Here is a 22,939-nt window from a genome sequence, read left to right on the forward strand (position 1 = left end):
TTTAGGAAAGGAGGCGGCAAAGCTGCGGAAGTTAAAACGATATAAACCAACCAAGTTTATGGCGGAAGGTTCTCGATATGACAAGGAAGCGGCGGATGCCGCTGTTACTTTTATAAACTGCCTGAAGCATACCAAGGGTGAATGGTATGGAATGCCTTTTGAATTAATTGACTGGCAGGAACAGATTGTCCGGGATATATTCGGAATCTTGAAACCTAACGGATACAGGCAGTTTAACACTGCCTATATAGAAATTCCAAAAAAGCAGGGTAAGAGCGAACTTGCAGCGGCAATTGCTTTATATCTTACCTGTGGTGATTTCGAGCATGGTGGCGAGGTTTATGGATGTGCGTCTGATCGTCAGCAGGCATCCATTGTTTTCGATGTTGCAGTAGATATGGTGGAACAGTGTCCGGCATTAAAATCTCGAATTAAACCAATGCTGTCACAGAAGCGGCTGGTTTATAAACCGTTAGGCAGTTTTTATCAGGTGCTTTCAGCGGAGGCATATACGAAACATGGGCTAAACGTCCATGGTGTGGTATTTGACGAACTTCATGCTCAGCCAAACAGGGATCTTTATGATGTAATGCTTCACGGATCTGGCGATGCAAGAAAACAACCGCTGTTTTTCCTGATCACAACTGCTGGCACAGACCGCAATTCCATCTGCTGGGAAGTACATCAAAAGGCTGAGGATATTCTTCAAGGGCGTAAGATAGATCCGACTTTCTACCCTGTTATCTACAGCGCAGCCGATACCGATGACTGGACAAGTGAAAAGGTATGGAGAAAGGTTAACCCGTCACTGGGCATTACAGTCGACATCGAAAAATTGAGGGTGGCTTGTGAAAATGCCAAGCAAAATCCTGCAGAGGAAAATTTATTCCGTCAGCTCCGCTTAAATCAGTGGGTGAAACAATCGGTGCGCTGGATGCCAATGGATAAATGGGATAAGTGTGCGTTTCCTGTTGATGCAGAAAAATTGCGCGGCAGAACCTGTTACGGAGGACTTGACCTGTCATCTACTACCGATATTACCGCCTTTGTGCTGGTGTTTCCACCGCTTGATGAATCTGATAAATATCAGATTCTACCTTTTTTCTGGATACCGGAGGAGAATATTGATCAGCGTGTGCGGAGAGATCATGTGCCTTATGATGTCTGGGAGAGGCAAGGCTTTTTATATACCACTGAGGGTAACGTCGTGCATTATGGCTTTATCGAAACCTTTATTGAGGAAATCGGAATGAAATATAACATTAAGGAAATAGCCTTTGACCGCTGGGGCGCAATTCAGATGACGCAAAACCTCGAGGCTTTGGGGTTTACGGTTGTTCCATTCGGTCAGGGTTTCAAGGATATGTCGCCGCCTACAAAAGAGTTGATGAAGCTGACATTGGAAGAACGCATCGCCCATGGTGGTAATCCAGTACTGCGGTGGATGATGGACAATATCTATGTCAAAACCGATCCCGCCGGAAACATTAAGCCGGATAAAGAAAAATCCACCGAGAGAATAGATGGTGCGGTAGCGTTAATTATGGCGCTTGACCGCGCGTTAAGGCATGACGGGGATGAACGCAACGGATCAATTTATGATGAAAGGGGGCTGTTGATCATATGAGTGTATTTTCCCGTTTGTTCAAAGCAAGGGATAAGCCGAAAAACAGTCTGTTCGGTAATGCATATAGCTTTTTCTTCGGCGGCACATCCAGCGGAAAAGCTGTCAATGAGCGGACTGCAATGCAGACAACGGCAGTGTATGCCTGTGTAAGGATACTTGCAGAAGCCATCGCCGGGCTTCCGCTTCATGTGTACCGCTATAAAGAAGACGGTGGCAAAGAAAAAGCGTTGACCCACCCGCTCTATTATTTACTCCATGACGAACCAAACCCTGAGATGACTTCATTCGTGTTCCGAGAAACACTGATGAGTCATCTTCTTTTATGGGGAAATGCTTACGCTCAAATTATTAGGGACGGTTCCGGACGAGTGCTGGCGCTTTATCCACTTTTGCCAAACAAAATGACGGTAGACAGGGCTCCAAATGGAGAACTGTTTTACACTTATCGGCGCGACAGCGATGAGAGCAGGGTTAATCCAAAAGCAGGCCTTATTTACCTACGAAGTGAGGAGGTTCTTCACATCCCGGGACTCGGTTTTGACGGACTGATCGGATACTCCCCTATTGCTATGGCCAAGAACGCCATAGGCATGGCTATTGCCTGTGAGGAGTATGGTGCATCCTTTTTTGCCAACGGAGCAAATCCGGGTGGCGTTCTGGAACATCCCGGTGTACTAAAGGATCCGGCAAAGGTGCGGGAAAGCTGGAACGCTGTTTATCAAGGAAGTGCCAATGCTCATCGCATTGCAGTTCTGGAAGAGGGAATGAAGTTTCAACCAATCGGCATTCCACCCGAACAGGCACAGTTTTTAGAGACAAGAAAGTTTCAGATAAATGAAATTGCTCGGATATTCCGAGTACCTCCCCATATGGTTGGAGATCTTGAAAAGTCAAGCTTTTCAAACATCGAACAGCAATCTCTGGAATTTGTTAAATACACGCTTGACCCGTGGGTGGTGCGTTGGGAACAGGCTCTCCAAAAAGCGCTGCTTTTACCATCAGAGAAGCGGGCATACTTTGTCAAATTCAATGTAGATGGCCTTCTGCGCGGTGATTATGCAAGCCGCATGAATGGTTATGCTGTAGCTCGCCAGAACGGCTGGATGTCTGCTAACGATATCCGCGAGCTTGAGGACATGAACCGGATTCCGGCGGAGTTGGGCGGAGATCTGTATCTTGTTAACGGTAACATGACCAGGCTTGCCGATGCAGGTGCCTTTGCAGGCAAAAACAATGCTGAAACGGAGGGATCAAAAGTTGAACAAATCGCAAAAACCAAAACCGGTTCGCCGCTTCTGGAACTGGATACAAAACGATGATGGCAGCCGGACATTATATATTGACGGCCCAATAGCTGAAGAAAGCTGGCTGGGAGACGAAGTAACTCCCAAGCAGTTCAAATCAGAGCTGTTGTCCGGAGAGGGTGATATAACGATCTGGATCAACAGCCCTGGCGGAGATATATTTGCAGCTAATCAAATTTACAACATGCTTATGGATTACAAAGGCAAAGTGACGGTAAAGATTGACGGTATTGCAGCCAGCGCCGCTTCGGTCATAGCTATGGCCGGAGGTGACGTCTTTATGTCACCAGTCAGCATGATGATGATTCACAACCCTATGACAATAGCCATCGGTGATACAGAAGAAATGGAGAAAGCTATCGCAATGCTGGAAGAAATAAAGGAATCCATCATCAACGCTTATGAGCTGAAAACCGGGCTTTCCAGGGCAAAAATATCGCACCTAATGGATGCAGAAAGCTGGTTTAACGCAAGAAAAGCGGTGGAACTTGGCTTTGCCGATGGAATCTTGTTTATGGAGGATGAATCATTCCCATCCGAATTTGAAGTATCAGGAGGAATGATCTTCAGCAGGCAGGCAGTAACAAATTCCATCCTGCAAAAGCTTAAACCAAAAGAGAAACCAAAAGGAACACCAATTGAGTCGCTTGAAAAGCGGCTTTTTCTACTTTTACCCCACTAAATCTGCGATTTAGCGGGGACCCCAAATAAAACCGTAAGGAGGATTTGATTATGAGCAAAATACTGGAACTGCGTGAAAAACGCGCTAAAGTATGGGAAGCTGCTAAAGCTTTCCTCGACAGCAAACGCGGGAACGACGGACTGCTTTCACCGGAGGATACCGCGACTTATGAAAAAATGGAAGCCGACGTTATTGCGCTGGGCAAAGAAATAGAGCGTCTTGAACGTCAGGCTGCCATAGATTTGGAACTGTCAAAACCGTTGAATATTCCTATTACAGACAAACCCACTTCCATATCTGGCAACAATGAAAAAACCGGACGTGCCAGCGATGAGTATAGGCAGTCTTTCTGGAACATGATGCGCGGCAGGCGCAAATATGACGTACACAACGCGCTGCAGATTGGAGAGGACACCGAAGGTGGATATCTTGTTCCCGACGACTTTGAGCGTACTCTTGTGGAAGCACTGGAGGAGGAGAATATCTTTAGGCAGATTGCCAATGTTATTACCACGTCCAGCGGTGACAAGAAAATTCCTGTGGTGGCAAGCAAGGGTACTGCATCCTGGGTGGATGAGGAAGGCCAGATTCCCGAAAGCGATGACTCCTTTGCACAGGTATCCATCGGCGCATATAAGCTGGCTACTATGATCAAGGTGTCAGAGGAATTGTTAAACGATAGTGTATTCAACCTTGAGCAGTATATAGCCAAAGAATTCGCCCGCCGAATCGGAGCAAAAGAGGAGGAAGCATTTTTTATCGGTGACGGATCTGGCAAGCCAACCGGTATCTTGGCAGATAACGGCGGTGGCGAGATAGGAGTAACTGCGGCGAGTGCAACAGCCATTACCCTTGACGAGATCATGGACTTGTTCTACAGCCTAAAGTCTCCGTACCGCAGGAACGCTGTATTCATTATGAATGATTCGACAATTAAAGCTATAAGGAAGCTCAAAGACAACAACGGTCAGTATCTCTGGCAGCCTTCTGTAACTGCTGGAACACCGGATACTATCCTCAATCGTCCAGTTAAAACTTCTGCATTTATGCCAGCCATTGCCGCCGGAGCAAAAACGATTGTATTCGGCGATTTTTCTTATTACTGGGTGGCAGACCGTCAAGGCAGGGTTTTTAAGCGGCTTAATGAGTTGTATGCTGCGACCGGACAAGTTGGATTCATGGCAACCCAGCGTGTAGATGGCAAGCTGGTACTGGCTGAAGCAGTCAAGATACTGCAGCAGAAATCAACTTAATGAAAACGGAGGTGCTGCGGCATGGAACTTTTGGAGAAGGTTAAAGCAAACCTCATATTGCAGCACAGCGAAGATGACGCACTTTTACAAGAGTATATCAAAGCCGCAGTGGCCTATGCGGAAAGTTACCAGAAAAAGCCGGAAGGATATTATACCGAAAACCCCATGCCGCCTACTACTGAGCAGGCTGTCATTATGCTGTCGAGTCATTTTTATGAAAGCAGGGATGGTTCGACGGCTGGCTTTTTTGGGGATAGTGTGCAGGCTGGACAGCAGGTATGGAATACAGTTAATCTATTGCTGCGGCTCGACCGGGATTGGAAGGTGTAAATATGGGCCTTGGGAAAATGAAAACTTTCGTGGACATTATCTCAGTCAAGCCGGTTAAGGATAGTGAGGGTTTTACTGAAAAAGGTGATGTCATTCTTGCTTCGGTAAGGGCATACAAGGAAGATAGGCATGGCAGTGAAAAATGGGCAAACAGGGCGGCGTTTTCGCAGGCGTCTGCCCTGTTCCGCTTCCGTAGGATACCTAACCTGGAAGTTACCACAGATCTTGTACTCGTTTGCAGCGATGGCAGGTACAACATTATAAGTGTTGAGGATGTAAAAGGACGTGGAATGTATATTGAGGTGCTTGCGGAAAAGGTGAAATCAAGCAAAGCATAAAAGGAGGGGCTGCAACGTGGCTAAGGTGGAAGTTAAAATGCCGGAACAGTTCTTGCTCAAGTTATCCAGACTTGGAGAAAGAACAGACGAAATCATACCTAAGGTGCTGGAAGCAGGCGGGGAAGTGGTTCTTTCAAAAGTAAAGTCCAATCTTCAGTCAGTTATCGGGAGCGGCACTAAATATCCGTCCAGAGCAACCGGTGAATTGGTAAATGCTTTGGGACTTTCTCCTGCCAAACAGGACAGGGATGGAAACCACAACATAAAAATCGGCTTTACTGAACCAAGGAAGGATGGGGAAAGCAATGCGAAGATTGCTAATATTATTGAGTATGGCAAGTCCGGGCAGCCTCCAAGGCCCTTTTTGAAACCGGCAAAATCAGCTACAAGGAAGTCCTGCATCGAAGTAATGAAGTCAAGACTGGAACAGGAGCTGGGTCGTATATGAGCATATTGTCAGAATTAAACTCGTTATTGGATGGTTTGGGTATCCCCATTGAAACCGGGGTATTTAGCGGTGTACCGCCAGATGAGTACCTTGTCATTACTCCGATGACAGATACATTTGAAGTTTTTGCAGACAACCAGCCTCAGGTAGAAACCCAGGAGGTAAGGTTGTCTTTATTTATAAAGGGAAACTACACTGCCCGTAAAAACGAAATAGTGAACACATTGCTTCAAGCAGGCTTTACCATTACCGACAGGCGGTATATAGGCCATGAGGACGATACCGGCTATCACCACTATGCCATTGATGTGGCAAAAGAATATGAAGTAAAGGAGGAATGAAAAACATGGCCACAATCGGACTGGACAGGTTATATTATGCCAAAATAACTGAGAATGAAAACGGAGAAGAGACATACGCCACGCCTGTTCCGCTGGCTAAGGCTATTACGGCAGAACTTTCTGTGGAGCTGGCAGAGGCGACACTTTATGCCGATGACGGGGCGGCAGAAGTGGTCAAGGAATTTCAAAGCGGCACACTGACTCTTGGTGTTGCAGATATCGGAGTAGACGCTGCTGAGGTTTTGACGGGAGCCACTCTTGATGACAATAAGGTGCTGATTTCCACCAGCGAGGATGGAGGCGCGCCTGTGGCAATTGGCTTTAGAGCCAAGAAAGCTAACGGCAAGTACAGGTATTTTTGGCTTTACAGGGTGAAATTCGGCATCCCGGCAACAAATCTGCAAACGAAAGGTGATAGCATTACCTTTTCGACACCCACCATTGAAGGGACAGTCATGAGACGTAACAAACCAGATGGCCAGGGAAAGCACCCTTGGAAGGCAGAGGTCAGCGAAGACGATCCCGGTGTATCGCCTGAAACTATTACCGGCTGGTATACGGAAGTTTATGAGCCGGTATTTGCTGTGGGAGGAGGCAGCGAATAATGCAGGATAATGACAGAAGCGCAATTATCAAAATCGGCGATGAAGAATATCAGCTTATTCTAACCACTAAAGCGACAAAGGAGATTGCAAAAAGGTACGGCGGTCTTGAAAACCTCGGCACGAAACTGATGAAAACCGAGAACTTCGAGATGGCTCTTGACGAAGTGGTATGGCTGATTACACTGCTGGCTAACCAGAGCATTTTGATACACAACCTTAAAAATCAGGATAAGCGTGAACTCCTGACTGAAGAGACAGTGGAACTTCTCACATCTCCTTTGGAACTGGCAGCATATAAAGACGCTATCATGGAAGCAATGTTCAAGGGTACCAAAAGAAATGTTGAAAGTGAGGATGACTTAAAAAACACACCGGCCGAGTGAGCGATGAGGAATTGTTCACTCGGCTTTTATATTACGGCACTGTCCAGCTCAACCGTTCAGAGGATGAAGTATGGCTAATGCCTATTGGGTACCTGCTTGATTTATGGGAGTGCCATAAGCAGTTTTTAGGGCTGGCGAAACCAAAGCGTATGCTTACCATTGATGATGTGATACCTTACGGAATTTAAAAATTTTGCAGGAAAGGAGGCGGTTATGTGGCAGACAATTTTGGCCTGAAGATCGGGATTGAAGGCGAAAAGGAATTTAAAAACGCCATTCGTGAGATCAATCAAAGTTTTAAGGTACTGGGTAGCGAAATGAACCTGGTCGTATCTCAGTTCGACAAGCAGGATAAGTCAGTTGAAGCTGTTACTGCAAGAAACAAGGTGCTTAACAAAGAGATCGAATTGCAGAAAGAAAAAATAGCTACTTTGGAGAAAGCCCTTGCCAATGCCGCCTCATCTTTCGGAGAAACCGACAGACGTACTCAGTCGTGGCAAATACAGCTTAATAATGCAAAAGCCGAACTGAACAAAATGGAGCGCGAGCTCGAACAGTCTGCTGAAAGTGCAGACGAACTTGGGGACGAATTGAAGGAAAGTGGAGACAATGCCGAAAAATCCAGCTCGAAATTTGAGAAGCTGGGCAGCGTTCTTAAAGGTGTTGGCGCGGCTATGGGTGCTGCAGCGACCGCAGCGGGCGCGGCTGCCATCAAGCTGGGAAAAGAGGTCGTGGAGCAGTTTGGTGAGCTTGAGCAGAACCTTGGCGGTTCTGAAGCTGTGTTTGGCGAATATGCTGCACGTATCCAAAAAACGGGAGAAGAAGCCTACAAGAATCTGGGCTTGTCCCAATCCGAGTACCTTGCCACCGCCAACAAAATGGGCGCACTGTTTCAGGGTGCTGGTGTCGATCAGCAAAAAAGTCTGGAACTTACCGAGAAGGCCATGCAACGGGCGGCAGATATGGCTTCGGTTATGGGCATTGACATGCAGACTGCCATGGAATCCATCGCTGGCGCAGCCAAGGGTAACTTCACCATGATGGATAATCTGGGTGTCGCCATGAACGCCACTACCATCGAAGCTTATGCTCTTGCAAAAGGGCTGGATTTTGCCTGGAATAGCGCAACCAATGCCGAAAAGGCCGAGATCGCCATGCAGATGTTTTTTGAAAAAACCGAACAGTATGCTGGAAACTTCGCAAGAGAGTCTACCCAGACCATCAGCGGTTCCATTGGTCTTTTACAAGCCTCTCTAAGTTCGTTTATAGCAGGACTTGGCAATGCGAACGCTGATATGACGAACCTAACACAAAATCTTGTGGATGCCTTTCAGGCTGTAGTTAAAAATATTGTACCGGTTTTGGAAAATATAGTGGCTGCTCTGCCGGAGGCAACCGGTGCGATTATCTCAGCAGTCAAAGATCTGCTTCCCGTGCTGTTGCAAACTGTAACTGAATTGTTCTCTCAGGTGCTTCAAACTCTCTTGAGCCTGCTGCCGGAGCTGATCCCGGCGGCAGTAGATGCAGTCATGACCATTGCAGGTGCACTCATTGATAACCTGCCTTTACTCATTGATGCAGCGGTGCAGCTAATCACAGCGTTGGTAATGGGGCTTGGAGAAGCATTACCGGAGCTAATTCCAGCAGCGGTTCAAGCAGTGATCACCATTGTGCAAGGGCTGCTGGATAATATGGACAAAATCCTTGAAGCTGCTTTTACATTGATTCAGGGACTGGCGCAGGGACTTTTAAATGCATTGCCAGAACTAATTGAAGCACTGCCGAGGATAATTACAACAATCATTGACTTTGTGACGAACAATATGCCGAAAATCATAGAATTGGGAATTACGCTTATCGTACAGCTTGCTGCCGGGCTTGTGAAAGCCATTCCAGAACTAGTAAAGTCTTTACCTCAGATTGTTGCGGCTATTATAGAAGGCTTGGGCAAGGCGGTTGTTTCAGTGGTTGAGATTGGTAAGAACATTGTAAAAGGCATCTGGGAAGGTATTAAAAGCCTTGGTAGCTGGATTAAGGATAAGGTTTCCGGTTTCTTTTCCGGTATTGTTGATGGAGTAAAGAATTTTCTTGGAATCAGATCTCCGTCCACTGTTTTTGAAGGTATTGGCGGCAATATGGCACTGGGTATTGGTGAGGGATTTGACAAGGCTATGGCCAGAGTGGCAGACGATATGCAAAATGCAGTGCCGACAGATTTTAATATATCTCCTGATATTAATGTAAGTGGAAGAGGTGGATTTAGCGGTTTAGCTTCTGGGCCGCTTGTTGTGGTGCAGCAGATGATTGTTCGTGGTGAAGAAGACATACGTAGGATTTCACAGGAGTTATATAACCTGATGCAGACAGGTTCAAGGGCGCAGGGACGTTTTATAACAGCGTAATGGAGGGAAGCATATGGGATTTATCTACAATGGAATATCGTCACAAAGTATGAAAATACGAGCAAGACTTACCAAATGGCAGGTTTCCCCTGCCCTGCGTAATTCCTTTGAAACTGTGCCGGGCAAAGCAGGTATTGCAGATTTTGGCTGCGATATATCAGAACGAAACATAATAATTAGCTGTAGTGTGCTTCCCCAGCGCAGTTTTGCTGAGCTTGTATCGGTTCTTGATAATGTTGCTGAATGGTTAAATCCGGAAAACGGGCTTAAACAACTTGTTCTAGATGATTTGCCCGACCGATATTTTATGGCTCGCTTATCAGAAGCGGTTGACTGTGAGCGGATATTGCGGACAGCGGGCAGCTTTGAACTTCGGTTTGTTTGTCCCGACCCGTATGTTTACGCGTTGGAAGATGAGATATTTGTTCTTTCTGAAACAGGTCTGCATGAGTTGGAGAGGGTTAAAGGAAATACGGATTCCAATCCGGTTTATCTCTTGAAGGGTTTGATATCAACGTCCTCATCAAGCTATATTTCGCTTATTACGAACGGCGAGGAATTGAGAATTGTTGGCTCATTATCTGAAGGTGAAACTCTGATTGTCGACTCCGGCATGGTAACAGCTAAGGTTATTGATGAAACAGGCCGAACCTTGAGAAATGGCCTTCCCAGCTTGCAGGATCTGAATTTTCCAATTCTCAGGAAAGGTGTTAATCATATTGAGATTGCCGCAGAAAACGCGACCTTTACTGAGTTAAAAATACAGGCAAAAAGCAGATGGAGGTGATAACATGGCGATAAAATCAATCCTGACAAACCAAGAGGATTTTACCGGTGAGTTTCCTGTAACATCAAGGACGTCTGCTTTATGGCGATTTAATGAAAAAACACCAGACGAAAATCTTCAGCTTATAGACTCATCGGGACATGGCAGACATTTTACCATCTCCGGCTGGTCAGGGACATCGGCAAACCTTATTGCTGGAAGATTCGGAAGATACTTTAGGCAAAATATTGTTAATCCGACTTCTGAAAAGACCCATCTTATAGCAGAAAATGATGGGAGTTTCTTTAGCAATCTGGGCGAAAAGATTGTTGTAGGAGGTTGGATTAATCCTACCACCTATTCGGTCGGCCAGACATATATACCCATATTCAATACCCGCCAAGGACCCGGTCAGCCAATTTTTTATGTTTCACTTTATCAAGGGAGACTTAGGCTTATGTTGTATAACTCCTCCGGCACACTAATCTACGACCAGAGTGAAACAGCTACCATTACCTTGAAAAACGGCGGCTGGTATTTTATCGCCTCCATCATTGAAGTAAGCAACAAAAAGGTACAGAACATCATATGCGATCGCAGCGACGGGGCAACCTGGGTGTCGCCTGTGCGTTCCTTTTCGGGAGAGCTGAATCGGGAATGTATAGCAGACATTATTATGGGGATGCATGCAAATACCTACTACTATGCCGGAGGCTTCGACGACTGGTTTCTGGAAACGGACTCACAGCTTACAGCTGATGATTTGCTGTTATATTTTAAGTCGTCTTTACATGCAAACGGTGGGGATGCGGCTTCGGATGTAGATGCTTTGGCAGAGCCTGGCGCAGTCACCCTCAAAGCAACAGATGGCGAGTATCCTGCAAGTGGCGTACTTTATACAAGGGCGGTTCCATGTGCATTATCGGGCAGCGGTCGTGTAGCTGTCGCAAGCGAATATACTGCAGGTGTTACTTCAGTGTCTATAGTAGAGACCAGCACAAGCGATGATCTTGAAGAATGGTCTGCATGGCAGGCTGTGGGAACCAGCGGTGAACTTCAATCGCCAAATCGGCAATATATAAGGTTCCGTGTTACCCTTACCAGCAGCGATCCGTTGAGGACGCCAAAACTTCTGGAAATACAGCTTCATGATATACCGAAAGCGCCCTATGAGAAACTAGGCTTTGCCCGTCCTGTGATTTTGGACAAAAACGGAGCATGGGAAGCTGTTCTTGAAAATGCCTTTGATATCATTGTCACTGGTGAGGTGAACGGCGCGGATACGCTGGAATTCAAGCTTCCGTTCCATGATCCAAAAAGAAGCACACTGGAAAATGAAAAACAAGTGCAAATCGTAAATGACATTTACCGGATCCGAACCTTAACGGACAATAAAAGCGAAGATGGGCGTGTTATTACGCAAGTATATGCTGAAGCGGTATTTTACGATCTGTCTTTCAGTGCGGAAAAAGAACCTAGAGAATTCAATGCAGATACTGCAGATGTTCCGATGCAATATGCACTTTTGGGTACAGGTTGGACAGTAGGAAATGTTACTGTCACTACGAAACGGACATGGCAGTGTACAGAAAAAAATGCCTTATCCATCCTTCGCACTGTACAGAATATTTATGGCGGCGATCTGGTGTTTGACAGCGCCAACCGCCAGGTACACCTTTTGACTTTTAGTGGTACTGATAGCGGAGCGCTTTTTTCATATAGAAAGAATTTGAAAAGTATTCAGCGGGTAGTCGATACACGTGAATTAGTGACAAGGCTCTATGCTTATGGAAAGGACGGATTGACCTTCGCTTCAATTAATGGAGGTAAGGAATACGTTGAAGATTACACTTTTTCCAGTGAAGTGAGGGTGTCGACGCTTGATTGTTCGTCGTTTACAAATCCGTATCAGATGCTGGAATATGCAAAAATGCGGCTTGCAGAATATTCGAAGCCTCGCGTTTCTTATGTACTGTCTGCAATGGATTTATCTGCGCTAACCGGTTATGAGCACGAAGCATGGAAACTGGGTGATATTGTTACAGTGGACGATAAAGAACTAGGCCTTTTGGTAAAGACTCGTATTGTGAGAAGGCAGTATAACTTGCAGGAGCCATGGAAAACAGTGATTGAGCTTTCAACTAAACTGCGGGAACTCGGCGATTCTTCAGCACAGTGGGACAAGGCAGCGGATGCACTGTCCTCAGCAGAGTTGATAAACCGTCAGGAAATTAAAGATATGGTACCATTCAACCATCTGCGCAATTCCAGAGCGGATGATGGTTTTGCCTACTGGGTCAATTCCGGCTTTGAAGTGGATACTGAAAATGGTGTTTCGGGAACTGCTTCCTTCAAGGCTGTTGGTGTACCTGGTATGACAAAGAGTCTGTCACAGACGGTATACCCAGCAACACGTAAAAGTTATACATTTTCAGCGCAGATTGCTTCCGAAAACCTTGTAAAGGGCGAAAACGGCCAGGTTGGTGTTGAGATAGTCATTGAATACGAGGACGGTACAACAGAAACAAGATTTATAGACCTGATTTGAGGGTGATGATATGGCATATTTCAATCAGATTACACACAGTATTTCTCCCAAAAGTATCAGCAGAGTCAAATCTATCACCATCAGGCTGTGCGTCACTGACTGCACCGGCACAGTGTACTTTACAGACTTATTGCTTCAGGGCGGTTCGGTTTCCACTGGATGGATCGGGCATGTATGCGAAATTCAGTGGACATTAGACGGGTAGGTGAAATGGATGCAGTTTTCAAGATTTACAGAAACCATACAACTAAAAAGCAATAAACATGTGGCGGGCGTAACTGTGCGCCTTCTTATTGCAGACTGTACCGGAATAATCTATTTCACCGACATGCAGCTTCAGGATGGAGATCAGTTGACAGGCTATACCGTCCACACGAGCAAAATGCTAACGAAAATGCAGGAAAACGGGCAGCCAGTTCCGCCCCGGCATTATAACGGTGTGGTGCGAACAGCGGAGACTGTAATTTTATTCAACCTGGGTAAAACTTCTGCTGGTCTTGACTGCTATATCTATCCTATACAGGATATGGCCGCAGGAAGTATTGAAATATCCCAAGGTATGGGCGCGCATAAGGTAAGGTTTCTTGACTCGGTTAACGCAGGCGATGAGCTGACACTCAAGGCTTCCACCCGCCAATGCCTAAAAAACGGAAGTCAGACTCCTAAGGATGGGTTTTATCAATATTCTGCGGCATGGGACAGCAAACATACAGTGAAACTGGAAGAGAGAAAATCGGCGCGGTTGCTCTTTGAATTTCAGGAGATGCAGGAAGGCGGTGACCGGTTGTGAGGGATTTCTTAAAAGGCAAACGTTGCATGGTGTGGAGTTTTATGGGTAATTCCCGAATGTATGAGGCGCTTAGAGACTACGGCGACCGCTTTGATACGGTAGGCATTTTTACTTTTGAGGTTGACGAAACAGGCACAATTACTGAAACCGGTACAAGCATCAGCAGCATGCTACCGTATATTCAGAAATGGCCTCATATTAAGTGGCTGCTCACAATTATGAATCATGGAATAGCCAATATTTTTACTGCACTTCGCAACAACGAAAACGGTGCAAAGGATAAGTTTCTCACTGAAATCATCCGAATAATGAACAAGTATCCATGGTGCGCTGGGGTAGATATTGACCTTGAGCGCGGTGGAGGTTATGAAAACAAGGATGCGGCGAATGCACTATTTAGGGATATATACAATACAGTTAAGTCTTATGATGCAACAAAGCTTGTCAACATCTGCCTGCCTGGCATGACCGGCGTTCAAGGCTCGGTGGGCGGTGAAGACTGGTGTGTTTATGCCGATCTTAACGACTATTGCGATACCGCCGCCATCATGAGCTATGGCATGGCATGGGCGGGCTCTGCTCCCGGCCCAGTATCTCCTCGTGACTGGCTTGAGGGCATATATGATTATGCTGTTTCCGTTATGTCACCCGACAAGATATTCATGGGATTGCCTGCTTATGGTTGGAACTGGAGGATTCATGATACACCTGAAAACCTTGGAATAACCTATCGAGGAGTGTCTAATACCTACTATGCGGCAAAATACTGGATGACTGGGGTTTACAATTTCACAGGCGATGCACCGCCCCAGCCGTTTATTCCAATTGTGGCTTACTGGGATGACTATAACAAAGTACCTTGGGCTCTTCCTCATGTATATGATTATATGGAAGGATGGGATGCTGTATCTTGGGAATATCCGCTGCTAAAAGGGGTTTATAACAGGCGAAGATATTTGACAAGCTATGGCAAGGAGCAGAAAGCGGAGTTCGGAACCATTTATATTGACAGGAACGGAGTTCCGGATGAATACGAAGGAAATGTCATTATTACTGATGAGATGGCCTCACTTGGAGATGACCAGGCGTCAGCAGAGTACCGTTTTGAGATAAGAGAAGCGGGATATTACGATATTGCAGTACAGCTTTGCTTTCCTTACTGGGACAAAAATGCGATTATTGTTTCCCTTGATGGTATATCAAAGACTTTCAGCGAGAACCGTTTATGGTGGCCATACTGGAGAAGAGTTTGCTGGTTGACACTTGCAAAAGGTGTATTTCTCCAAGAGGGAACGCATGCTGTCAGCATAAGCGGTGGTGTGCCGGGAGTCCAGTTTTACGGTTTTAGGGTTTGCAGTGGATTTTCGGAGTATCCCTTTGCCGGTGAAGCCAGCTTTATGCTCTCTCCTCGTCGGTTCAAGGATGTCAATGGTGTGATGGTTGAGCCGGATCGAGGTTTTAAACTGACCTTTGAAATGTTGCGAAGAAAACCCGACTCGGCGCTTATTTGGTATGAGGATTTTCGGGACAGGAACATCCTGCCTGAAAATTACTGGACTGTGCTGGATGGCGAATGGGATGTTTGGCAAGATCCAGACAGCACAGAAAGTCGCCCATATTCCCAGCTCGAGGGATATGGCAAACTTGCATGGAAATACGACGGGTTTTCCGATATTCATATCCGGGCAAGGCTGGCTTTCCCTCAAAATAGCAGTGGACGGGCTGGGGTGTTCCTTGGAGATATTTTCTGCTGCTTAAATTATGACACGCAAAGAGTCGAGCTTTATCAAGGTAATTCCTTGCTTGGTAGCTATTCCACCAGTTTCTCAAAAACTGCAGATGCCGATCTTCGTGCTAATCCGAATATGTATACTATAGAGATGCGAAAACGCGGCAATAAGGTAAGAGTATATTCAGGTGCAGCTTCAACCCTGCGTTTCACAGTGAATGTAAACGGTGGTAGTGGTTATGCAGGGTACTGCTCGGACAACCGGACGGTATGCGAGCTACTGAGACTGGGCGATGCATGGGTATATGAACCATACGAGCGTTTTGATGTGGAACTCCCGGATGGAACTATAACCAGCTTTGGCAGGCTTGCTCGCACTGGTGTCACGTGGGATGATGAATTTCAGGTGTTTTCAGTAAATAGCGATGTGGAGGAATCGATAACTCGCAGTGAGGACATTTCGATGGACTATGACTTCTTCCACTCACAACTTTTGGCTCTTTCTTGCGGTAATGACTATGAAGTAAAGATTATACCGAAAGACATCAATATCTGGATATCCCGTCTCTTCCTCGGAGATGCAGATGGTTTTTCTATTCTGTATTATCAGGATGTGGACAGCCTTGTTTACTGGGCAAACGAAGCGGCTTATCGATGGAAATTGCGAGGTATAGCCATCTGGTCGCTTGGTCAGGAGGATATGCGGCTGTGGGAGGCGCTTCCGAAGCAAATGTAGGTTAAAAGTTTTATATATTCAGCGCTTTGCTTTAAGGCAAGGCGCTTTTTTATATGCAAAACTCAAGTTGAACGGAGGTTTAAGACAATGAAAACAGTATGGAACTGGGTGCAGGCGGTTTTTACTGCTATTGGCGGATTTCTTGGCTGGTTTCTTGGAGGGCTGGATGGATTTTTATATGCACTCATCGCTTTTGTAGCCATTGACTATGTGACCGGGGTGATGTGTGCCGTTGTAGACAGAAAGCTTTCGAGTGAAGTCGGAGCCAAGGGCATCTTTAAGAAAGTGCTTATATTTGTACTTGTGGGTGTGGGACACATAATCGACAGCCAGGTTCTCGGCAACGGAGGGGCAATCCGGACAGCGGTGATTTTCTTTTACCTGAGTAACGAGGGAGTTTCAATTCTTGAGAATGCAGCACATATAGGACTGCCCATTCCTGAAAAGCTGAAGAACGCATTGGAACAACTGCATGGCCACTCAAATGAGGAGGATGAAAAGAAATGAAGCTTTTTACAAAATACATGACGCGAAACGATTGCTATACAGCAGGCCGCAAAATCACGCCTAAAGGAATCATGGTACATTCGACGGCTGTGCCGGGTGTAATGGCGGCTGAGTGGTTTTCCCGTTGGAACAAATCTTACAAGGCCGGCGAAATAAATAGGCAGGTATGTGTTCACGCTTTTGTAGACGATAAAGAGGTTTGGCAATACCTGCCTTGGGATCATCGCGGGTGGCATGCAGGAGGAGCAGCCAACAATACCCATATTGGCTTTGAAATTTGTGAGCCTGCTGGGTTTTCGTATAAATCTGGGTCGGTAATGGTGGGTTATGATGCAGCAAAACAAGAAGATTATTTCCGTAAAGCGTGGCAGAATGCGGTTGAACTCTGCGTTATGCTCTGCAAGAAGTACAGCCTTAATGAAAATGACATCATCTGCCACTCCGAGGGATATAAGCTCGGTATTGCCAGCAACCATGCTGATGTGATGCACTGGTTTCCCAAGCATGGGGAGAATATGGACACTTTCCGTAAAGCAGTAAAAAAAGCGCTGGAGAACAGTACAGATATCAATACTGATATTGGAATTGGAGATATGGTGGAGTTTAAGGTCAGTGTAAAGAATTACTACCCCGGCAGTGTGGAAGTTCCAACGTGGGTCAAAAATGACTATTACCACAGGGTCACACAGACTTTATACAAAGGCAAGCCGGTCATAAAAGGCGGCAAAGAATGTGTTTTGCTTGGCAAAAAGGTTAAGAAATCCGGCGGTCAAGAGATTGCAGGCATAAACACTTGGGTAGCAAAAGAAAACCTTGTAATTGTAAACAGCATTCCTGATAACAAGGGCAATAGAACCTATACAGTGCAAAAAGGCGACACCTTATGGAGAATAGCGGAAAAAGAACTCGGCAGAGGAACAAGATATCCGGAGATTAAGGAACTCAATGGCCTGACTTCAGATACTATTTACCCCGGACAAGTTCTCAAATTGCCGGAATAACGATAAAGGACAGCTAATCGCGACTGTCCTAAGTTTTTATAGGAGGTGCTTGAATGATAGAGGCGGCTAATCATTTACCATATAACCCGCAGGAAACGAACTATACAAAGATATCACAGGAGGAAATTCAAAGAGAGGTTGATTACTGGCGGGCGTACAAAATTCTGCAGAGGATGCTTAAGGCGGGACTGATTTCAGAAGAAGAATTCAACAAAATCGACAAGTTGAACCGCAAAACTTTCTCGCCGATGTATGCACAGCTTATGGCCTAATTAGCTTGCTATTAGCGGCACACAGAGGTAACATGTCACATGCCCAAAGGAGGTGAAAACAGTGAGAAAGGTAACAAGGATTGATGGAAACAATGCTCTCCAAGCTTTCAAGCCAAAGGTGAGGGTAGCGGCTTATTGCAGGGTTTCAACAGACAGTGATGAGCAAATGGCAAGCCTGGAAGCACAAAAGGACCATTATGAATCCTATATAAAAGCAAATCCTGATTGGGAATTTGCAGGGATTTATTATGATGAAGGCATATCAGGCACAAAAAAGGAAAACCGAACTGGACTTTTGAGACTGCTTGCAGATTGCGAAAACAAAAAAATTGACTTTATTATAACCAAGTCGGTCAGCAGATTTGCCAGAAACACAACCGACTGTATTGAGATGGTGAGAAAACTTACCGATCTCGGTGTTTTCATCTATTTCGAGAAAGAGAATATAAACACACAGCGCATGGAAGGCGAATTGGTGCTGACAATTTTGAGCAGTCTTGCAGAAAACGAGTCATTATCCATTGCAGAAAATAGTAAGTGGTCTATCAGACGTAGGTTCCAAAACGGAACATACAAAATTTCGTATCCTCCCTATGGTTACGATTATGTGGATGGAAAGCTATTTATCAATAAAGAACAGGCTGAAATCATAAAGCGGATTTTTTCCGAGGCTTTGGTTGGTAAAGGCACACAGAAAATTGCAGATGGGTTAAATTTGGATAAAATCCCAACAAAGAGAGGTTCACATTGGACAGCGACCACTATCCGCGGTATCCTTAGCAATGAAAAATATACCGGGGATGTCCTTCTGCAAAAAACATATACAGATGAGAATTTTAAGCGGCATTATAATCGTGGTGAAAAGGATCAATACATGATAAAGGATCATCATGAAGCCATTATATCCCATGAGGAATTTGAAGCCGTCAAAGAAATATTGAAGCAAAGAGGTAAAGAAAAAGGCGTAATCAAGGGAAGCAGTAAATATCAAAACCGCTACCCTTTCTCGGGGAAAATCAAATGCGCAGAATGTGGCAGCAGTTTTAAGCGTCGAATTCATGGCAGTGGTAATCATAAATACATTGCCTGGTGCTGCACAAAGCATATAAAAGACGCTTCGGCTTGTTCAATGAAATTTGTCAGAGAGGATGGGATCCATCAGGCCTTTGTTGTTATGATGAATAAGCTTATTTTCGGACATAAGTTCATTCTAAGGCCATTGCTGCAAAGCTTAAAGAAAACAAATTACTCAGATAACATAACTAAGATTCAGGAGCTGGAAACTAAAATAAAAGAAAATACAGAGCGGGTACAGGTGATTATGGGACTTATGGCCAAAGGATACCTGGAACCCGCTCTTTTTAATACACAGAAAAATGAGCTGAGCAAAGAAGCAGCCTTGTTAAAAGAACAAAAAGAAGCCATAAACCGCGCAATCAATGGGGGCATGACTGCTCTTGTTGAAGTTGAGAAACTTCTTAAATTTGCAATGAAAGCTGAAAAGCAGATTGATAGATTTGATAGTGAAATATTTGAGAATTTTATTGAAGAAATCATTGTGTTTTCGCAGGAGGAAATAGGCTTCAAAATGAAATGCGGATTGAACCTGAGGGAAAGGATGGTGAGATGATGAGCCATATACCTTTTGGGTATGCCATTAAAAACGGCAAGGCTGTTGTTAACGAAAAGGAAGCGGTTAAGATAAAGGAGCTGTTTGGGGCTTATCTTTCCGGGCTTTCTTTAACTGAAGCGGCCAAAAACGCGGGTATTAAGCGCTGCCATACATCTATTGCAAGAATGCTGACAGATAAACGGTATGTAGAGGATAAATTCTATCCGCCCATTATCAGCAGGGATACATTCGAAGAAGCACAACTGGAAAGACGCAGGCGAGCTGAGGCACTTGGCAGGATTTATGAACATAAAGGAAATGAAAAGAAATGCCTAAATTTTAGGTTTCATGCTTCAATGCCAGATAATCTATATGATGATCCATTTCAGCAGGCAGAGTATGCTTATAGTCTTATTAAGAGCGAGGTGATTTCAGATGGCAATCAGGAATGTTACGGTAATCCCTGCTCGTAAACGGATTGGAAATAGTGCAAAGGCTGAAGAATTGCCTAAGCTTCGGGTAGCAGCCTATTGCCGCGTATCTACGGACAGCGAGGAGCAGGCAACCAGTTATGAAGCGCAAATTGAGCACTACACAAACTACATTAAAAGCAATCCGGAATGGGAGTTAGCTGGCATATTTGCGGATGAAGGGATTACTGGAACCAACACGAAAAAGCGTGAAGAGTTTAACCGGATGATAGAAGAATGTATGCAGGGCAAAATCGATATGATAATTACGAAATCTATCAGCCGTTTTGCAAGAAATACGCTGGACTGCCTAAAGTACATAAGGCAGCTTAAAGAAAAAAATATTCCAGTTTACTTTGAAAAGGAAAATATAAACACATTGGATTCCAAAGGGGAAATCCTGCTGACCATTATGGCTTCTTTGGCGCAGCAAGAAAGCCAATCGTTAAGCCAGAATGTAAAACTGGGTATTCAGTACCGATATCAGCAAGGAAAAATCCATATTAATCACAACCGGTTTCTTGGCTATACAAAGGATAAGGATGGCAATTTAGTTATCGTACCTGAAGAAGCAGAGATCGTTAAACGCATTTACAGAGAATACCTTGAAGGTTCCAGTATGCTACAGATAGCAAGAGGTCTGGAAGCTGACGGAATTCTGACAGGTGCAGGCAATCACAGATGGCATACCAGCACCATCAATAAGATTTTGAGGAATGAAAAATATATCGGTGATGCGCTGTTGCAGAAAACCTATACAGTAGATTTTTTATCGAAGAAAAGGGTGGCCAATAACGGCATAGTTCCTCAATACTATGTAGAAAACAGCCATGAGCCCATAATCCCGCGTGAAATTTATATGCAGGTTCAGGAAGAGCTTGTCCGCAGAAGATGTGTGCATATAAGTAAGAACGGAAAGAAGAGAAACTACAGCAATAATCATCCCTTATCCCAAATGGTGTTCTGCGGCAAGTGTCATGAAGTATTCCGCAGGGTTCATTGGAATAACCGAGGAAAGAAATCAATCGTATGGAGATGCGTCAGCAGATTGGAAAACACCGGTTTGTTTTGTACCGCTTCCACTATACTTGAAGATACTCTCAAAGAGAAGATTGTAGAAGCTATCAATATAGCCGTCAGCGGGAAAAACTCTTTCCTGGCCATACTGAAAAAGAATATTGAAACCGTATTAAACGAGGATTTGGACGAGAGTACGGCAGATATTGATAAAAGGCTGGAAGAGCTTCAAGCCGAGTTGATCCAATTGGCAAATTCAAAGGAAGCATATGATAATATTGTCAATGAGATTTACCGCTTACGGGACTTAAGGCAAGAAACCCTTTCAAGAAACGCTCTCCGTCAAGATAAGCGGGATCGGATCGCTGAGATGACGGACTTCCTTAATATGCAAACCGGTGGTATTACGGAATTTGATGATAAACTGGTTAGAAAACTAATTGAAAAGGCAACTGTATATAATGACAGGCTAGTGGTAGAGTTTAAGTCAGGGTTAGAAATAGAAGTAAACCTATAAGCTCGTATTAAGATAGCCGCCAGTAGGGGAAGAGTACTTATACTATTATAAATAACTACAGGAGACATAATTGGATTACCGATTGCGGGAGCAGAAGCAAAATGCGCTGGTTAAAAATGCAGAGCGTGAAGGAAGAAGCAGCGAATAGCTGAAATGACAGACTTCTTGAATGAACAGTCCTATGAGCTGGAGGAATATGATGAGCAACTGGTAAGGCGGCTTATTGAAAAAGTTACGGTATTTGATAATAAGCTGACCGTTGAGTTTAAGTCTGGAGTAGAGATTGATGTATTAATTTAAAATGAACTTGACCGCCGATTGAGGAGAAATACTTCTTGATGGGCGGTTCTTTTCTATTTATACTTGGGGATAATCTAATAAATAAACACACTTGAACAATTACTCATATGTTTTTATTGACAAACGGAGAATTGAGGTTTATAATATATATGAAAGCTTATTCAAGTGTTCAATTGAATGATAAGGAGGTGATATAAATATGGCAAAAAAAATTCAACCAATTGAAAGATGCGACTGTGATGTAATACATGAGGAAATTGTAAATAAAGTGCGAGAAAAAATGCCTCAAGAAGAAACTCTATATGATCTAGCAGAACTATTTAAAGTTTTTGGAGATTCAACAAGAATTAAGATACTCTGGGCATTAGATGAATCAGAGATGTGCGTTTGCGATATTGCATTCTTATTAAATATGACCCAATCAGCAATTTCACATCAGCTAAGAGTCTTAAAGCAGGCTGGACTAGTAAAGAGCAGAAGAGAAGGAAAGATTGTATTCTACTCTCTTGAAGATGAACATGTAAAGCAAATATTTGACCAGGGATTAATTCATATTTCAGAAGAAAGTAAGTAAAGGAGGGTCAGTAATGTTAAAGAAGGAAGTAATTTTAGAAGGTTTAGATTGCGCAAATTGTGCAGCTAAAATTGAAGATGAGGTTAATAAATTAAATGGAGTCAAAGCCTATATGAACTTCATGAACAAGACATTGACTTTAGAAATTGAATCAGAGCAAGAGTATAAGAATATATTACAGCAAGTTAAAACCATAGTGCACAAGCACGAACCGGATGTGGTAGTGAAAGAAAAATCCGTTAACAAGAGCAATAAAAAAGTATTAATACTTGAAGGACTTGGCTGCGCGAATTGTGCAGCTAAAATGGAAAAAGAAATAAGCGGTCTAGAAGGAGTTGAATTTGCTGCAGTAGATTTTGTTTCGAAGAAACTAACACTGGAAATAAG

Annotated in this window: 26 protein-coding genes (1 of these 26 cut by a window edge); all 26 read left to right on the forward strand. The window is 44.5% G+C overall.

From position 1 onward, the window contains the following. Positions 1-22 precede the first annotated feature (22 nt). Positions 23-1,627, forward strand: a complete 1,605-nt coding sequence (locus ACSNJE_RS09285) for a terminase large subunit (RefSeq protein WP_495252563.1) — start codon at positions 23-25, stop codon at positions 1,625-1,627. After that, on the forward strand, positions 1,624-2,946 hold the full coding sequence (locus tag ACSNJE_RS09290; protein ID WP_028992637.1) for a phage portal protein: 1,323 nt from the start codon (positions 1,624-1,626) through the stop codon (positions 2,944-2,946). Before ACSNJE_RS09285 ends, ACSNJE_RS09290 begins: the two co-directional genes overlap by 4 nt. Continuing rightward, entirely contained in the window at positions 2,885-3,613 is a 729-nt protein-coding gene (locus ACSNJE_RS09295; RefSeq protein WP_008409538.1) for a head maturation protease, ClpP-related, read from the forward strand. Before ACSNJE_RS09290 ends, ACSNJE_RS09295 begins: the two co-directional genes overlap by 62 nt. 50 nt (positions 3,614-3,663) lie before the next feature. Beyond that, positions 3,664-4,866, forward strand: a complete 1,203-nt coding sequence (locus tag ACSNJE_RS09300; RefSeq protein ID WP_028992638.1) for a phage major capsid protein — start codon at positions 3,664-3,666, stop codon at positions 4,864-4,866. A 21-nt stretch (positions 4,867-4,887) separates the two neighbouring features. Continuing rightward, positions 4,888-5,196, forward strand: a complete 309-nt coding sequence (locus ACSNJE_RS09305) for a head-tail connector protein (RefSeq protein ID WP_028992639.1) — start codon at positions 4,888-4,890, stop codon at positions 5,194-5,196. A 2-nt stretch (positions 5,197-5,198) separates the two neighbouring features. Beyond that, on the forward strand, positions 5,199-5,534 hold the full coding sequence (locus tag ACSNJE_RS09310) for a head-tail adaptor protein (RefSeq protein ID WP_028992640.1): 336 nt from the start codon (positions 5,199-5,201) through the stop codon (positions 5,532-5,534). A 16-nt stretch (positions 5,535-5,550) separates the two neighbouring features. Continuing rightward, positions 5,551-5,982: an HK97 gp10 family phage protein gene (locus ACSNJE_RS09315; RefSeq protein ID WP_004400081.1), complete on the forward strand. Its 432-nt coding sequence runs from the start codon at positions 5,551-5,553 to the stop codon at positions 5,980-5,982. Next, positions 5,979-6,323 carry a hypothetical protein gene (locus tag ACSNJE_RS09320; RefSeq protein WP_004400082.1) on the forward strand — a complete coding sequence of 115 codons (345 nt, stop codon included), beginning with the start codon at positions 5,979-5,981 and terminating at the stop codon, positions 6,321-6,323. Before ACSNJE_RS09315 ends, ACSNJE_RS09320 begins: the two co-directional genes overlap by 4 nt. 5 nt (positions 6,324-6,328) lie before the next feature. Further along, on the forward strand, positions 6,329-6,928 hold the full coding sequence (locus ACSNJE_RS09325; RefSeq protein WP_003516029.1) for a major tail protein: 600 nt from the start codon (positions 6,329-6,331) through the stop codon (positions 6,926-6,928). Continuing rightward, positions 6,928-7,311: a hypothetical protein gene (locus ACSNJE_RS09330; RefSeq protein WP_003516030.1), complete on the forward strand. Its 384-nt coding sequence runs from the start codon at positions 6,928-6,930 to the stop codon at positions 7,309-7,311. Before ACSNJE_RS09325 ends, ACSNJE_RS09330 begins: the two co-directional genes overlap by 1 nt. Next, positions 7,308-7,499, forward strand: a complete 192-nt coding sequence (locus ACSNJE_RS09335) for a hypothetical protein (protein ID WP_003520671.1) — start codon at positions 7,308-7,310, stop codon at positions 7,497-7,499. The genes ACSNJE_RS09330 and ACSNJE_RS09335 overlap by 4 nt, the downstream gene beginning before the upstream one ends. A gap of 27 nt (positions 7,500-7,526) precedes the next feature. Beyond that, positions 7,527-9,713 (forward strand): phage tail protein, encoded by a 2,187-nt coding sequence (locus ACSNJE_RS09340; RefSeq protein WP_028992641.1) that lies wholly within the window; start codon positions 7,527-7,529, stop codon positions 9,711-9,713. 13 nt (positions 9,714-9,726) lie between these two features. Next, a complete protein-coding gene (locus ACSNJE_RS09345) occupies positions 9,727-10,500 on the forward strand; it encodes a distal tail protein Dit (RefSeq protein ID WP_028992642.1) in 774 nt (257 codons plus the stop codon). A 4-nt stretch (positions 10,501-10,504) separates the two neighbouring features. Beyond that, positions 10,505-13,027 carry a phage tail spike protein gene (locus ACSNJE_RS09350; protein WP_307681241.1) on the forward strand — a complete coding sequence of 841 codons (2,523 nt, stop codon included), beginning with the start codon at positions 10,505-10,507 and terminating at the stop codon, positions 13,025-13,027. Between the two features lie 10 nt (positions 13,028-13,037). After that, positions 13,038-13,232 (forward strand): hypothetical protein, encoded by a 195-nt coding sequence (locus tag ACSNJE_RS09355; protein ID WP_081723159.1) that lies wholly within the window; start codon positions 13,038-13,040, stop codon positions 13,230-13,232. Positions 13,233-13,241: 9 nt separating this feature from the next. Next, entirely contained in the window at positions 13,242-13,817 is a 576-nt protein-coding gene (locus ACSNJE_RS09360; protein WP_028992644.1) for a hypothetical protein, read from the forward strand. Next, on the forward strand, positions 13,814-16,282 hold the full coding sequence (locus ACSNJE_RS09365; protein ID WP_028992645.1) for a glycosyl hydrolase family 18 protein: 2,469 nt from the start codon (positions 13,814-13,816) through the stop codon (positions 16,280-16,282). Before ACSNJE_RS09360 ends, ACSNJE_RS09365 begins: the two co-directional genes overlap by 4 nt. A gap of 87 nt (positions 16,283-16,369) precedes the next feature. Next, entirely contained in the window at positions 16,370-16,789 is a 420-nt protein-coding gene (locus ACSNJE_RS09370) for a phage holin family protein (protein ID WP_028992646.1), read from the forward strand. After that, positions 16,786-17,790 carry an N-acetylmuramoyl-L-alanine amidase gene (locus ACSNJE_RS09375; protein WP_028992647.1) on the forward strand — a complete coding sequence of 335 codons (1,005 nt, stop codon included), beginning with the start codon at positions 16,786-16,788 and terminating at the stop codon, positions 17,788-17,790. The genes ACSNJE_RS09370 and ACSNJE_RS09375 overlap by 4 nt, the downstream gene beginning before the upstream one ends. 53 nt (positions 17,791-17,843) lie before the next feature. Beyond that, positions 17,844-18,062: an SHOCT domain-containing protein gene (locus tag ACSNJE_RS09380; RefSeq protein WP_028992648.1), complete on the forward strand. Its 219-nt coding sequence runs from the start codon at positions 17,844-17,846 to the stop codon at positions 18,060-18,062. A gap of 61 nt (positions 18,063-18,123) precedes the next feature. Then, positions 18,124-19,692, forward strand: a complete 1,569-nt coding sequence (locus ACSNJE_RS09385; RefSeq protein ID WP_307681240.1) for a recombinase family protein — start codon at positions 18,124-18,126, stop codon at positions 19,690-19,692. Further along, positions 19,692-20,147, forward strand: a complete 456-nt coding sequence (locus ACSNJE_RS09390; RefSeq protein ID WP_307681239.1) for a recombinase — start codon at positions 19,692-19,694, stop codon at positions 20,145-20,147. Before ACSNJE_RS09385 ends, ACSNJE_RS09390 begins: the two co-directional genes overlap by 1 nt. Beyond that, positions 20,110-21,678: a recombinase family protein gene (locus ACSNJE_RS09395; RefSeq protein WP_013782344.1), complete on the forward strand. Its 1,569-nt coding sequence runs from the start codon at positions 20,110-20,112 to the stop codon at positions 21,676-21,678. The genes ACSNJE_RS09390 and ACSNJE_RS09395 overlap by 38 nt, the downstream gene beginning before the upstream one ends. 153 nt (positions 21,679-21,831) lie before the next feature. Further along, on the forward strand, positions 21,832-21,978 hold the full coding sequence (locus ACSNJE_RS09400) for a hypothetical protein (RefSeq protein ID WP_028306869.1): 147 nt from the start codon (positions 21,832-21,834) through the stop codon (positions 21,976-21,978). 199 nt (positions 21,979-22,177) lie between these two features. Next, positions 22,178-22,552, forward strand: a complete 375-nt coding sequence (locus tag ACSNJE_RS09405) for an ArsR/SmtB family transcription factor (RefSeq protein WP_004103228.1) — start codon at positions 22,178-22,180, stop codon at positions 22,550-22,552. A gap of 13 nt (positions 22,553-22,565) precedes the next feature. Further along, positions 22,566-22,939 carry the beginning of a heavy metal translocating P-type ATPase gene (locus ACSNJE_RS09410; protein WP_013782343.1) on the forward strand. The gene runs 1,987 nt beyond the window's last position, so only the first 374 of its 2,361 coding nucleotides appear in the window; it begins with the start codon at positions 22,566-22,568; its stop codon lies beyond the right edge, outside the window.

It is taken from the genome of Thermincola sp. GK-1 (genome assembly GCF_059412445.1).

What these genes read in the sequence shown, in the direction of transcription:
- ACSNJE_RS09290 (WP_028992637.1), top strand. Translation starts at nt 1,624, where the DNA reads ATGAGTGTATTTTCCCGTTTGTTCAAAGCAAGGGATAAGCCGAAAAAC.
- ACSNJE_RS09300 (WP_028992638.1), top strand. Translation starts at nt 3,664, where the DNA reads ATGAGCAAAATACTGGAACTGCGTGAAAAACGCGCTAAAGTATGGGAA.
- ACSNJE_RS09305 (WP_028992639.1), top strand. Translation starts at nt 4,888, where the DNA reads ATGGAACTTTTGGAGAAGGTTAAAGCAAACCTCATATTGCAGCACAGC.
- ACSNJE_RS09310 (WP_028992640.1), top strand. Translation starts at nt 5,199, where the DNA reads ATGGGCCTTGGGAAAATGAAAACTTTCGTGGACATTATCTCAGTCAAG.
- ACSNJE_RS09320 (WP_004400082.1), top strand. Translation starts at nt 5,979, where the DNA reads ATGAGCATATTGTCAGAATTAAACTCGTTATTGGATGGTTTGGGTATC.
- ACSNJE_RS09325 (WP_003516029.1), top strand. Translation starts at nt 6,329, where the DNA reads ATGGCCACAATCGGACTGGACAGGTTATATTATGCCAAAATAACTGAG.
- ACSNJE_RS09330 (WP_003516030.1), top strand. Translation starts at nt 6,928, where the DNA reads ATGCAGGATAATGACAGAAGCGCAATTATCAAAATCGGCGATGAAGAA.
- ACSNJE_RS09345 (WP_028992642.1), top strand. Translation starts at nt 9,727, where the DNA reads ATGGGATTTATCTACAATGGAATATCGTCACAAAGTATGAAAATACGA.
- ACSNJE_RS09350 (WP_307681241.1), top strand. Translation starts at nt 10,505, where the DNA reads ATGGCGATAAAATCAATCCTGACAAACCAAGAGGATTTTACCGGTGAG.
- ACSNJE_RS09355 (WP_081723159.1), top strand. Translation starts at nt 13,038, where the DNA reads ATGGCATATTTCAATCAGATTACACACAGTATTTCTCCCAAAAGTATC.
- ACSNJE_RS09360 (WP_028992644.1), top strand. Translation starts at nt 13,242, where the DNA reads ATGCAGTTTTCAAGATTTACAGAAACCATACAACTAAAAAGCAATAAA.
- ACSNJE_RS09370 (WP_028992646.1), top strand. Translation starts at nt 16,370, where the DNA reads ATGAAAACAGTATGGAACTGGGTGCAGGCGGTTTTTACTGCTATTGGC.
- ACSNJE_RS09375 (WP_028992647.1), top strand. Translation starts at nt 16,786, where the DNA reads ATGAAGCTTTTTACAAAATACATGACGCGAAACGATTGCTATACAGCA.
- ACSNJE_RS09380 (WP_028992648.1), top strand. Translation starts at nt 17,844, where the DNA reads ATGATAGAGGCGGCTAATCATTTACCATATAACCCGCAGGAAACGAAC.
- ACSNJE_RS09390 (WP_307681239.1), top strand. Translation starts at nt 19,692, where the DNA reads ATGAGCCATATACCTTTTGGGTATGCCATTAAAAACGGCAAGGCTGTT.
- ACSNJE_RS09395 (WP_013782344.1), top strand. Translation starts at nt 20,110, where the DNA reads ATGGCAATCAGGAATGTTACGGTAATCCCTGCTCGTAAACGGATTGGA.
- ACSNJE_RS09400 (WP_028306869.1), top strand. Translation starts at nt 21,832, where the DNA reads ATGACAGACTTCTTGAATGAACAGTCCTATGAGCTGGAGGAATATGAT.
- ACSNJE_RS09405 (WP_004103228.1), top strand. Translation starts at nt 22,178, where the DNA reads ATGGCAAAAAAAATTCAACCAATTGAAAGATGCGACTGTGATGTAATA.